The organism is Shewanella sp. ANA-3, from assembly GCF_000203935.1.
In the GTDB taxonomy this organism is placed as follows: domain Bacteria; phylum Pseudomonadota; class Gammaproteobacteria; order Enterobacterales; family Shewanellaceae; genus Shewanella.
This window is the reverse complement of the sequence record NC_008577.1, coordinates 2,012,505-2,025,341: the sequence shown is the minus strand read 5'-3', so window position 1 is coordinate 2,025,341 and position 12,837 is coordinate 2,012,505. Positions and strand designations below refer to the sequence as shown.

Sequence of the window (12,837 nt, the reverse complement as noted above, 5' to 3'; positions counted from 1 at the left end):
TACTATGCTGACACGTTAGTTAAGTAATTGTAAAGCTGCATCATTGATATAAAATAACCCCATTGGCTTCACGATAACAAGAATATGAAAAAAAGCTGTAAAGTTTCAGTTCATCAATTACAGGTCGGCAATTTTGTGCGTTTGCCCGTGGCTTGGAAAGATCACCCTTTTTTATTCAGTAGCTTTCACATCAAACAAGCTGCGCAGATTGAGCTCATTAAAAATCTGGGCATCGAATTCGTGATTGTCGATTTAGAGCGCAGTGAAACCTCCCCCTTAAATCCAGATGCCGTTAATCCAATAAAATTGCCGCCGACGGCCGAGATCAATGTGTTAAAAAACGACATGGATCAATACAAGGCCGAGCAAATTGAAGTGCAAAAAAAGCTGCGCCGCGATATCCATAAAACCGAGCAAAACTTTACCCGCTCAGTAGCTATGATGCGCAGTCTTATTGCTAAGCTTCGCAATCGCCCACTCAATGCAGTAGATGATGCCAAGGATTTAGTCCATACCATTGTCGAGCAATTGTTAACCTCCGATAACCTAGTACTGCATTTAATGAGTGATGCCAAACAGGATGAGAGCATTTACTACCACTCATTAAACGTAGCCATTCTCTCTATGCTCATCGCCAAAGAGATGGAATGGGATCGCAGCGAAATCGAATTAGTAGGCTTAAGTGCGTTATTTCACGATGTCGGCAAACTCAAAGTGCCGCCGCAAATTTTGAAAAAGACTACACCTTGGTCGGCGCCAGAGCTGAATTTTATCAAGCAACATCCGCTGCTGGGGATTGAACTGCTTAAACTGGCCGATAACTTCCCTGAAGCCGCCTTGCCTCCTATTACCAATCACCATGAGTTTCTCGATGGTACGGGTTATCCAAAAGGGTTAAAGGAAGCAGATCTGGATAAAATCTCCCAGTTGTTAGCCGTCGTAAACGAGTACGACTCGCTTTGTTATCCGAGTAATCAGGGTAAGGCGCGTATGCCCTATGCCGCCTTGGGCTATTTATATAAGCAGTACAAAACCAAATTAAATCAGGAATATATTGGTAAGATGATCAAAATGCTCGGCATTTATCCGCCAGGGAGCGTGGTGGAGTTGTCGAGCGGTCAATATGCCATGGTGATGTCGGTCAATCTGCAAAAACTACTTTGCCCGAAAATCCTTGTGTATGATGCACTGGTGCCCAAAGATCAGGCGCCGATTGTCGATCTTGAAGTCGAAGGGATAACGATAGTCCGCTGTCTGCCGCCCGCCGCACTGCCTGAAAAAGTACACGAGTACCTCAATCCTCGCGAGCGCGTGAGCTACTATTTTGGCGGCGATAGTCGTAAATAATCCATAAAGAGATTCATTTGCCCAATAAAAAGCCGGAGTGACTCCGGCTTTTTGTCTCTTTCGAAATCATTGAATGTCTATTACAGCCAATGCTTACGTTTAAAGAAGAAATACGTTCCCGCAGCACTGGCGAGCATCATCATGATTGCCATCGGATAACCATATTGCCAACCTAACTCAGGCATACCATGGAAGTTCATCCCGTAACTGCTGGCAATCAAGGTGGGCGGTAGGAACACCACAGCGGCAACCGAGAAGATTTTAATGATCTTATTCTGCTGTAAGCCACTGAAACCCATGGCAGCATCGAGCAGGAAGTTTAACTTATCGAAGATAAACTGACTGTGGGGCATTAACGACTCGATATCCGAGAGCATTTCCCGTAAGTCTTTCAAATGTTCATCGGACAATTGGCCACGGTAGTAGCGCTGCATATAACGCAGTGAGCGCTGGGTATCGAGCAAGCTCAATCGAATTTTACCGTTAGAGTCTTCCTGCAAGGTAATAAGCTTAAACACATCATCGAGTTCTTCGCTGTCGAACACTTGTTCACCGACGTTTTCGAGCACGGTATACACGTCTTCAATCAAGTCGGAGAGGTAATCCACTTTGAGATTAAACAGCTCGAGGAATAATTCCTGCGGGGTTGAGACTTCGAGTCGCCCTAAACGTAAATAGTTACGCAACAAACGGATAAGGCCGACATCCTCCTCACGTATGGTTAACAGGAAATTCGTCCGCAGGTTAAAGGAAACGTTCACCCCACGCACGTCTTGCCCCACTCTTTGGGGGAATAACGAATTGATATGTAAGCCGTCGCTGTTTTGATAAAAACGCGCCGAGGCCTCAATCTCGTTGATATCCTCTTCGTCGGGCACTTCTTCAACGGAAAAACGACTTAACCATTCTCGCTCTGCATCATCAGGTTTATAGAGATCCAACCATATGGTCGACGCCGGAATACTGTCTTGTGTGTTAATCTCAGTGACCGTCAGTTGACGGTTTTCGTAGACATAGGCAGTAATCATGTGTCCTCCTGAAAAAAACTTAAGCTAAAAAGTCCACTTAAGTGCAGGCTAAAAAATTGTCGCTAGTTTAACGCATAACTTAGTAATGAAAAGGCGGGAGCGATAAATTCATAAAATAAATCTGTGTTAGTCTTCGAGAATTTCCAGCCGCTCCGCATTAGAAAAGCGAATATGTACGCCCTCAACCGTCACCATTTTGGCCTCAGAGATATCCCCTTTACGCGCCTTGTACACGCCGGATAACACCCCGGCAGGGGACACTATCGTCACAGTCACGACTTTATGTTGATCGCGCCAATACCACACACTGTAGCTTAAAAGACTGAGCCCCAGCAGTAAAAATGCGCCCCGCATGCCGTAACGGCGCCACAGACTCGGCATCGGCGGAAGATCCACCGAAGAGGCAGACGCCTGCTTAGGTCGTCGATTAGCCAGCAGTAAAATCGCCATAATGATAACGGCTAATGTGAGCAGCAGTTTTGTTAACAAGGAACACTCCTGAGGGCGGGACTTAGCTGATTATAATCGACATTGAAATGCGAAACTGTCATTAAGATCAAGCTTATGCAACACAATATCGCGACGGCATAGCCGCTGACACCTATATCAAACTAACAGCAGAAGATGACAACTTATCACTTATCACTTAACTGAGAAAATCGAGTCAATTGAAAGTCAAGTCAATTGAAAGTCGAGTCAATACAAAGCGATGACACGCTAAATGCCATCTACACAGCGGCAGATGAGGCGCCCTAGAATGCCTCAAACTGCGCGGCCATACGCCGTATTTGATTTAGCGGCACACCATGACGATTACGCTCAGCGCACAATTGTTGATGCGCGCGGTCCAAAGGCTCGCCCACCAGTACGATACGCACTTGATAACCTAAGGCTTTCGCTGCCGCCTCATAGGCCATGTATTCCCAGCGGCAAAGATTAGTGTTGTCACAAATCACGATAGGCAGAGCGCTACTGAGCGCGTGAATAAACGCGGTTAAATTACGTTGATGGTATTCGGAGAGTTTTTTCGCATCGAATCGATACTCCTCTCCTTCGTAGAAAAAACTATCGGTCGAAAAAATGCCGCCTTGACGGACGCGCAGCGCCTGTTCTAAGGGCTGATTAGCAACAAACTGCTCGACCCAATGGGATTTACCGCTGCCCGGCAATCCTCGCATAATAATCGCCAGTTTTTGCGTCATACGCTCGCTGCTCATTGTTTTTAATCAGCCCAGTTAAATCAGATTAGATCAGACTCGGCTAAATCGGAGCCAATCACTTTGCCTGCGAGTATGGTATCGACTAATTTAGGCACCAACTCCCCCGCCTTACCGGTTAAATGATATTGGAACTGGCTATGCCTGTCGGGTGTGACTAAATTAACTTCCACCGTTTGCGCGCCATGATGATTGGCCGTATCGACAAACCCTGCCGCCGGATACACAGTGCCAGAGGTGCCAATGGCGATAAACAAATCGCAGTTATCGAGCGCATCGTGAATTCTGTCCATCCCCAGCGGCATTTCACCAAACCACACCACATGGGGGCGTAATCGTTGCGCAGGAATACAGCATGTACAACAGTTATTGGGGCCGAAGGGTTCTCTCAATAAAAAAGTTTGGCGAGAGCGTGGGCAGCGACCTTTGGATAATTCCCCATGCATGTGCAATAAGCGCCGTGAGCCAGCCCTTTCATGTAAGTCATCGATGTTTTGAGTCACAATCAATAATTGCCCGGCAAATTCCGCCTCTAGCTTAGCTAACGCCAGATGCGCCGCATTGGGCATCACGGCGCCACTGTGCAATTGCTCCCAACGACTGTTATAAAATCGCTCAACCAGTTCGGTATCGCGGGCATAACCTTCGGGAGTGGCCACGTCTTCAATATGATGTTCTTCCCATAGACCATCTTGATCGCGAAAGGTACGTAATCCCGATTCGGCAGAAATGCCCGCGCCAGTTAACACCACAATATGCTGGTACATACCGCTTCCTTTTATTGTAATTATTCTGTCCATTGTCCCGACATTTGCGCGTCGTGAACATTATTCCTTGGTATAACCTTACAAAAACTATGCTTGAATTGCCGCAATTTATTGCAATTTCGCGCTAAGTGACACAATTTATCTGCATATAGACCCATAAAGCTAGAACAAAGGTTTAAGTTTTTAATTTGACCCCCTATAATGGCATTCACTATCCACGGATGAACCTATTGGTTCTGCAATCAAGAGATTAGCAATGACAGATGGAAATCAAGCGCTCAAAAAAGCCGGTTTGAAAATCACCCTGCCACGAGTCAAGATCCTCGAACTGATGCAAGGACCTGAAAACCAACATATCAGTGCAGAAGACTTATACAAGAAACTGCTCGATTTAGGTGAAGAAATTGGTCTAGCAACAGTTTACCGTGTATTAAACCAGTTTGATGATGCCGGTATCGTATCTCGCCACCACTTCGAAAGTGGCAAGGCGGTATTCGAGTTATCGACTCAACACCACCACGATCACTTAGTGTGCCTCTCTTGCGGCAAAGTGATTGAGTTTTCAGACGAAGTGATTGAACGTCGTCAAGACGAGATCGCTAGCAAGTACAACATTAAACTGACTAACCACAGCTTATATTTGTACGGTCATTGCACTAACGATAAGTGCGATCATAACGACGAGTAAGCAGATTTAGCTCAATCTGGATATCAACCAGACAGGCCTAATAAAAAAACCAGCCATCTAGGCTGGTTTTTTTATTGAAACGCTCAGGCACTGTTAGAGCACCTTTGCGTAGACATTCACTTTATGCCCCATAAACTCGCTAGGTTCACGCCAATGCATGCCTATGCGTTTAGCAACGCCTTCAGAGCCAATGTTACCCTCTAGGATCAATGCAATGATTTGCGTAATGCCAAACTGCGGGAACACGCTAATTGCCGCTTGAGCAGCTTCGGTACCAATCCCCTTGCCCCAATACTCGGGGAAATAGCGATAGCCAATTTCGACTTCGTTATATTCAGGAATAAACTTTGGTCCGCAAAAGCCAATCACTTTATTATCGGCTTTATGCTCCACCGCCCAGCGACCAAATCCTCGCTGCTGATAATCCTGCGAAATCACGTTATGGAACAGTTCACGTGCCTGCTCACGCTCAGTAAAAGGCACGGTTGGAATGTATTTCAACATCGCAGGGTTACTGTTCATCAAATAGAGGGCATCGATATCCTGCTCGGTAAATGGCCTGAGTATTAAACGCTCTGTTTGTATAATCATTTTGGCTTCCTTCATATTGCCCTCTACACACGAATATCCAGCGCGATTAACGGTGGAAGTCACCGCTACGCTCTGGCTGATAAACGATTTCTTCGATACGCACTTTGACCATTGAGCCACCTGGGCCTGGCCATTCGATTTCATCCCCTTGGGATAAGCCCAATAAGGCACTGCCCACGGGAGCGAGAATAGAAATGGTGCCCTCACCTGCCGCATCCTTTGGATAGACTAACCGTAAGCAGAAGGTATCCTGACTGGATGACACGCTAAATCTCACTTCAGAATTCATCGTCACCACATTACCGGGCATTTGCGCTGCGGGCACAATGTCGGCCCGGTCGAGTTCCGCCTCCAATGCCGCACGCCCTGGGAAGGCGTTCGCCGGTAATGACTCCAACAGACGCTCGAGTCTTTCTAAATCGATTTCTGAAATAATGATCTTTGGTGTTTTCACAGTCTTTCCCTCGTGTAAATAGATGTCCCTTAGGGTTAAACATCTGTGCTGGCCTATCCTCCCCCAATGGGATAAACCGATATAAAAATACGCTCGCAGCTTAATGCCGCAATCGCGTGGTAATTAAGTACAAGATTTATTGCTGAACAGCCGTGGTGCCATAAGCGCAGGGCTTAGGGTTGTGGCTCTACGAATGCATTCACACGTCAATAAGGTGATGACGCTTGGTAGAGAGGCTCAATCTAACCCTTTGTAAATAAAAATGCTAGCCCGCGCGGTGTTAGCTTTGCCCATTCTCACACTTTACTGCTCAGCACTCGCTAACAGACACGCAATAAAAAAGGCGCCTTAGGCGCCTTTTCGTGTGTTAACGGTTAGATTACCAACCCGTTTTAGCACGCAGCGCTTTGCCGATATCCGCTAACGAACGGACAGTTGTCACGCCCGCTGCTTCTAATGCAGCAAATTTGTCAGCAGCAGTACCTTTACCGCCAGCAATGATCGCACCCGCGTGACCCATACGCTTACCAGCAGGAGCAGTTACACCCGCGATGTAAGACACAACTGGTTTAGTCACGTTAGCTTTGATGTAAGCCGCCGCTTCTTCTTCAGCAGTACCACCGATTTCACCGATCATCACGATGGCTTCAGTCTGTGGATCGTTTTGGAACATTTCCAATACGTCGATGAAGTTAGTACCTGGGATTGGGTCACCACCAATACCTACGCAAGTAGATTGGCCGAAACCTTCGTCAGTAGTTTGCTTAACCGCTTCATAGGTCAGCGTACCTGAACGAGAAACGATACCCACTTTTCCTTTTAAGTGGATGTGGCCTGGCATAATACCAATCTTACATTCACCTGGAGTGATAACACCTGGGCAGTTAGGACCGATCATGCGAACGCCAGTTTCTTCTAGCTTCACTTTCACTTCCAGCATATCCAGTGTTGGGATACCTTCAGTGATACATACGATCAGCTCGATACCACCGTCGATTGCTTCAAGGATTGCATCTTTACAGAAAGGAGCAGGAACGTAGATAACAGAAGCAGTTGCGCCAGTCGCAGCCACAGCGTCTTTCACAGTGTTGAACACTGGCAGACCTAAGTGCTCAGTACCGCCTTTACCTGGAGATACACCACCAACCATTTGCGTACCGTAATCGATAGCTTGTTGAGAGTGGAAAGTACCTTGACCACCGGTAAAGCCTTGGCAGATTACCTTGGTATCTTTGTTAATTAATACAGACATTATTTGCCCTCCGCAGCTTTAACTACTTGCTCAGCCGCATCAGTCAGACTGTTAGCTGCAATGATATCAAGACCTGATTTAGCTAATACTTCACGGCCTAATTCAGCGTTAGTACCTTCTAAACGCACTACAACTGGAACTTTAACGCCAACTTCTTTAACAGCGCCAATGATACCTTCTGCGATCATGTCACAACGTACGATACCACCGAAGATGTTAACTAGAACGGCTTTCACATTGCTGTCAGACAGAATGATCTTGAATGCTTCAGCAACACGTTCTTTAGTCGCGCCACCACCTACGTCGAGGAAGTTAGCTGGCTTGCCGCCGTGCAGGTTAACGATGTCCATAGTACCCATCGCTAGGCCAGCACCGTTCACCATACAACCTACGTTTCCGTCTAGCGCAACATAGTTCAGTTCGAACATTGCAGCGTGAGCTTCACGGGCGTCATCTTGAGATGGATCGTGCATTGCTTTGATTTTTGCTTGACGGAACAGTGCGTTACCATCGATACCAATTTTACCGTCTAAGCAGTGCAGGTTACCTTCAGTGGTGATAACCAGTGGGTTGATTTCCAGCAGAGCGAAATCGTGATCAACGAACATAGTCGCCAGACCCATGAAGATCTTGGTGAATTGCTTCATTTGAGTTGGGTTTAAGCCCAGTTTGAAGCCAAGATCACGTGCTTGGTATGGTTGAGGACCAGTCAGTGGATCGATGATCGCTTTGTGAATGAGTTCTGGCGTTTCTTCGGCCACTTTCTCAATCTCAACACCACCTTCAGTTGACGCCATAAACACTACGCGACGGGTAGCGCGGTCAACTACTGCACCTAAGTACAGTTCGTTAGCGATGTCAGTGCAGCTTTCTACTAAAATTTTAGCAACCGGCTGACCTTTCTCATCAGTTTGATAAGTCACCAGATTTTTGCCTAACCAGTGTTCGGCAAAGGCTCTGATTTCTTCTTTATCGCCAGTGACTTTAACGCCACCCGCTTTACCGCGGCCGCCTGCGTGTACTTGACACTTAACAACCCATAAATTTCCGCCAATACGGCCTGCCGCTTCTACAGCTTCTTGGGCTGTATCACATGCAAAACCTTCTGACACTGGTAAACCATATTCGGCAAATAGGGATTTTGCCTGATACTCATGCAAATTCATGATGATCTATCCGTATACTTCTAATCAAATCCAACTGGCCCCACGGGGCCAGTCACGAGGGTATGTCTGACGCTTGTCTTTAACTAACAGGCTAAACTTTATCGTTTAGCGCATTAGATTATAGGTCAAGTAGCAGACGAGTTGGGTCTTCCAAGAAGTCTTTAATGGCGACTAAGAAGCCAACTGACTCACGGCCATCGACAATACGATGGTCATATGAGAGAGCTAGGTACATCATGGGCAGGATTTCAACCTGACCATTGACTGCCATTGGGCGGTCTTTAATGGCGTGCATGCCTAAAATCGCGCTTTGTGGCAGGTTTAAAATTGGGGTAGACATTAACGAGCCGAATACACCACCGTTAGTCACTGTGAAGTTACCGCCAGTCATATCAGCCACAGTCAGCTTGCCATCACGGCCTTTGATCGCCAGATCGCGGACTGCTTTTTCGATATCAGCTAGGCTCATAGTATCGGTATCACGCAATACTGGAGTGACCAGACCACGAGGAGTCGATACCGCGATGCTGACGTCGAAGTAGTTGTGGTAAACAATATCATCACCGTCGATTGACGCGTTTACTTCTGGGAAGCGTTTCAGCGCTTCGGTTACCGCTTTCACGTAGAAAGACATGAAACCTAAACGGATACCGTGGCGCTTTTCAAAGATATCTTGATATTGCTTACGGATATCCATGATTGGCTTCATGTTCACTTCGTTGAACGTCGTGAGCATTGCAGTAGAGTTTTTCGCTTCTAATAAACGGTTAGCGATAGTCTTACGTAAACGAGTCATTGGAACACGTTTCTCGCTACGACCCGCAGCGAGTGGTTGTACCGCAGGAGCCGCAGGGGCAGCAGCTTTAGGCGCAGACTTGATAAAGGCTTCAACGTCTTCTTTAGTGATACGGCCACCGACACCAGTGCCCTTCACTTTGCTCGCATCAACATTGTGCTCAGCCAGTAAACGACGTACTGATGGGCTTAATGCATCGTTAGACTCTTCAGTTGCAGCAGCGGCAACAGGTGCAGCAGCTTCAGCTTCGGCTTTAGTCACTTCTTGACCAGAAACCGCACCCGCGATGAACTTAGCAATCACTTGCTCGCCCAGAACGGTGTCGCCTTCTTGGAACAGGAACTCACCGATGTGACCATCTTCTGGTGCAACCACTTCCAGTACGACTTTGTCAGTTTCAATATCAACCAGATTTTGATCACGAGAAACTTGCTCACCCACTTTTACGTGCCAAGTGGCGATAGTTGCATCGGCAACAGATTCTGGCAGTACGGGTACCTTGATTTCGATACTCATGAAAAACGATCCTTTTTTATAAAATGTCTATTACTACAGTCTTAGCTATTACAGCTTTAGGGCACTGTTCACTAAAGATTCTTGTTGGTGAGCATGCAGCTCAGGGTAACCACAGGCTGGTGCAGCAGATGCTTCACGGCCAGCATAGGTCAGTTTTGCACCCGCAGGGATAGCAGCCCAGAAGTGATGTTGGCTAGAGTACCAAGCACCCTGGTTTTGCGGCTCTTCCTGACACCATACAAAATCGGTCACATGTTGGTAGTCAGCTAAGGCTGCAACCATTTCTTCATGTGGGAACGGATATAACTGTTCGACACGGATTATTGCGATGTTGTTGATGTTTTCTTTACGGCGTTTTTCCAGTAGCTCGAAGTACACCTTACCGCTACAGAACACGACGCGATCGACTTTGCTCGCTTCTAACGTATCGATTTCACCGATCACGTTTTGGAAGGTGCCATTAGCCAATTCTTCCATGCTAGAAACCGCTAATGGGTGACGTAGCAATGACTTAGGTGACATCACCACCAGTGGACGACGCATTGGGCGCACCACTTGGCGACGCAGCATATGGTAAACCTGTGCTGGCGTTGATGGCACACACACTTGCATGTTGTGGTTAGCACACAGCTGCAAGAAACGCTCTAAACGGGCACTTGAGTGTTCTGGACCTTGACCTTCGTAACCGTGTGGTAACAGCATGGTCAAACCGCATAAACGGCCCCACTTCTGCTCACCAGACGACAGGAACTGGTCGATAACCACTTGCGCACAGTTAGCGAAGTCACCGAATTGAGCTTCCCAAATCGCCAGACCACCAGGCTCTGCTGTGGTGTAGCCGTATTCGAAGGCCAGTACTGACGCTTCAGACAATACTGAGTCTGTGATGTCGATTGGACCTTGGTCTTCAGACAAGTTGCGCAGCGGCATATAGGTGGTTGCATCGTTTTGGTTGTGCAGAACCGCGTGACGGTGGAAGAAAGTACCACGGCCAGAGTCTTGACCCGTAATGCGAACGCGCTTGTTGTCTTCAAGAATCGTGGCGTACGCTAAGGTTTCAGCAAAGCCCCAGTCGAGTAATTTCTCGCCCTTCGCCATAGCAACGCGATCGCCGTAAATCTTAGCAACGCGTGAATGCAGTGGGTGGCTCTCTGGCACGTAGCTGAGCTTGTCAGCCAGATTTTGCAGACGCTCAAGTGGTAGAGATGCTTGATACACTTCGTCCCACTCACGGCCAATGTAAGGAGTCCAATCCACTGTGTGCAGTGTCATTGGGCGCCATTCTTTCACCACACAGTCACCTTGGTCTAAGGCGTCACGGTAGGTGTTGATCATGCTGGTCACTTCATCAGCGCCGATGCTGTTTTCAGCGATCAGTTTGTCAGCGTAGATCTTACGTGGCGTTGGGTGTTTCTTGATCTTGGCATACATCAATGGCTGAGTTGCACTTGGCTCGTCAGCTTCGTTGTGGCCATGACGACGGTAACACACTAAGTCAATCACCACGTCACGTTTAAACTCGTTACGGTAATCAACAGCAAGCTGAGCAACAAAGGCAACGGCTTCTGGATCGTCAGAGTTCACGTGGAAAATCGGTGCCTGAACCATCTTAGCGATGTCAGTACAGTATTCAGTTGAACGCACATCAAAGTGGTTTGACGTTGTAAAACCAACTTGGTTGTTTACAACGATACGGATGCTTCCGCCCACTTTAAAGCCACGGGTTTGAGACATGTTGAATGTCTCTTGCACGATACCTTGACCAGCAATTGCAGAGTCACCGTGAATCGTAATTGGCATCACCTGTAAACCGTCTTTACAACCACGGCGGTCTTGACGAGCACGGACAGAGCCCATAACCACAGGGTTAACGATTTCAAGGTGTGATGGGTTAAAGGCCAGTGCTAAGTGCACGTTGCCGCCCGGCGTTTCGAAATCTGAAGAGAAGCCTTGGTGGTATTTTACGTCGCCTGAACCGTGGGTATCGGCGTGCTTACCGGCGAACTCGTCAAACAGTTCTGCTGGACGCTTACCTAACACGTTCACCAGTACGTTTAAACGACCACGGTGAGCCATACCGACTACGATTTCTTTAGTGCCCGCTTCGCCTGCGCGGTAAATGATTTCGCGCATCATAGGGACTAACGCATCGCCGCCTTCTAACGAGAAGCGTTTTGCACCAGGGAATTTAGCGCCTAAATATTTTTCAATGCCTTCAGCAGCATTTAGGCCTTCGAGAATGCGGGTCTTAACGCTTTTATCGTAGTTGGCTTTACCTAAGGATGGTTCGAGACGTTGTTGGATCCAACGCTTCTCATCGGTATCGGTAATGTGCATGTATTCGGCGCCAATCGAACCACAGTAAGTGGCTTTTAGCGCTTTGACTAAGTCAGCCAGCTTCATGGTTTCGCCGCCGTGGGCGAACGAGCCAGTGTTGAACTCACGTTCCATGTCTTCTTTGGTCAGACCGTGGAATGCGGGATCTAAATCGGCAACAGGTTCACGTTTCCACAATTCTAACGGGTCGAGGTTAGCCCCTTGGTGACCACGGAAACGGTGGGCGTTGATCAGCTGTAGCACTTTAACTTGCTTAGCATCCAACTCAGGATCGGTCACACGAGCTGCGCTCTTATGACGTCCGTCCATCGCTAAACTGCGAAAATAATCACGTACTTTGGAGTGAGCCGCTTCAGGCGCGTCTTTAGAAGCACCGTTCACCGGAGGGAGATTATCAAATACCGCACGCCAATCGTCAGAGACTGACTGTGGGTCTTCTTGATAGGCTTCATACATCTCTTCTACGTAGGTCGAATTTGCACCACTTAAGTGAGATGATTCGAGCCAGGCTTTCATGATGCCTTGGTGCATTGCTATTCCTTTCAAACTTTATACACGTGCTTAGCCATAGTTTTTATATGCAATCTCAAGCAATTACCTTCGACGCATAAATTTTGCCGCCCCTAGATATCCAGATTTCACGGCGCGTTGTCTTCCATTACATACACAAAAGAGCCA

Annotated in this window: 12 protein-coding genes; 2 read left to right on the top strand and 10 right to left on the bottom strand. The window is 47.5% G+C overall.

Annotated elements, in window-relative coordinates; translation table 11 throughout:
* Window positions 1-84 precede the first annotated feature (84 nt).
* Window positions 85-1,347: an HD-GYP domain-containing protein gene (locus tag SHEWANA3_RS09090; RefSeq protein WP_011716743.1), complete on the top strand. Its 1,263-nt coding sequence runs from the start codon at window positions 85-87 to the stop codon at window positions 1,345-1,347.
* Between the two features lie 80 nt (window positions 1,348-1,427).
* On the opposite strand, the gene corA is transcribed toward SHEWANA3_RS09090, so the two are convergent.
* From corA to cobB, 4 genes are all read right to left on the bottom strand, one after another.
* Window positions 1,428-2,375 (bottom strand): magnesium/cobalt transporter CorA, encoded by a 948-nt coding sequence (gene corA, locus SHEWANA3_RS09085; RefSeq protein WP_011716742.1) that lies wholly within the window; start codon window positions 2,373-2,375, stop codon window positions 1,428-1,430.
* 126 nt (window positions 2,376-2,501) lie between these two features.
* Window positions 2,502-2,864, bottom strand: a complete 363-nt coding sequence (locus SHEWANA3_RS09080) for a hypothetical protein (RefSeq protein ID WP_011716741.1) — start codon at window positions 2,862-2,864, stop codon at window positions 2,502-2,504.
* A gap of 263 nt (window positions 2,865-3,127) precedes the next feature.
* A complete protein-coding gene (locus tag SHEWANA3_RS09075; RefSeq protein ID WP_041412993.1) occupies window positions 3,128-3,577 on the bottom strand; it encodes an ATP-binding protein in 450 nt (149 codons plus the stop codon).
* Window positions 3,578-3,615: 38 nt separating this feature from the next.
* Complete coding sequence (cobB, locus tag SHEWANA3_RS09070; RefSeq protein ID WP_011716739.1) at window positions 3,616-4,359, bottom strand: Sir2 family NAD+-dependent deacetylase; 744 nt, start codon at window positions 4,357-4,359, stop codon at window positions 3,616-3,618.
* A gap of 256 nt (window positions 4,360-4,615) precedes the next feature.
* On the opposite strand from cobB, the gene fur reads away from it, so the two are divergent.
* Entirely contained in the window at window positions 4,616-5,047 is a 432-nt protein-coding gene (gene fur, locus SHEWANA3_RS09065; protein ID WP_011716738.1) for a ferric iron uptake transcriptional regulator, read from the top strand.
* Between the two features lie 93 nt (window positions 5,048-5,140).
* Here fur and SHEWANA3_RS09060 read toward each other — a convergent pair whose 3' ends face one another.
* From SHEWANA3_RS09060 to sucA, 6 genes are all read right to left on the bottom strand, one after another.
* Window positions 5,141-5,638 (bottom strand): GNAT family N-acetyltransferase, encoded by a 498-nt coding sequence (locus SHEWANA3_RS09060; RefSeq protein ID WP_041412603.1) that lies wholly within the window; start codon window positions 5,636-5,638, stop codon window positions 5,141-5,143.
* A gap of 46 nt (window positions 5,639-5,684) precedes the next feature.
* The gene (rnk, locus tag SHEWANA3_RS09055; RefSeq protein WP_011716736.1) at window positions 5,685-6,092 is read right to left on the bottom strand and encodes a nucleoside diphosphate kinase regulator; all 408 of its coding nucleotides are present in this window, start codon (window positions 6,090-6,092) and stop codon (window positions 5,685-5,687) included.
* 379 nt (window positions 6,093-6,471) lie between these two features.
* Window positions 6,472-7,344, bottom strand: coding sequence for a succinate--CoA ligase subunit alpha (gene sucD / locus SHEWANA3_RS09050; RefSeq protein ID WP_011622417.1), 873 nt, complete (start codon window positions 7,342-7,344; stop codon window positions 6,472-6,474).
* Window positions 7,344-8,510, bottom strand: coding sequence for an ADP-forming succinate--CoA ligase subunit beta (gene sucC, locus SHEWANA3_RS09045; protein ID WP_011716735.1), 1,167 nt, complete (start codon window positions 8,508-8,510; stop codon window positions 7,344-7,346). Before sucC ends, sucD begins: the two co-directional genes overlap by 1 nt.
* A 118-nt stretch (window positions 8,511-8,628) precedes the next feature.
* Window positions 8,629-9,822 (bottom strand): 2-oxoglutarate dehydrogenase complex dihydrolipoyllysine-residue succinyltransferase, encoded by a 1,194-nt coding sequence (odhB, locus tag SHEWANA3_RS09040; RefSeq protein WP_011716734.1) that lies wholly within the window; start codon window positions 9,820-9,822, stop codon window positions 8,629-8,631.
* 48 nt (window positions 9,823-9,870) lie between these two features.
* Complete coding sequence (sucA, locus tag SHEWANA3_RS09035; RefSeq protein ID WP_011716733.1) at window positions 9,871-12,690, bottom strand: 2-oxoglutarate dehydrogenase E1 component; 2,820 nt, start codon at window positions 12,688-12,690, stop codon at window positions 9,871-9,873.
* Window positions 12,691-12,837 lie beyond the last annotated feature (147 nt).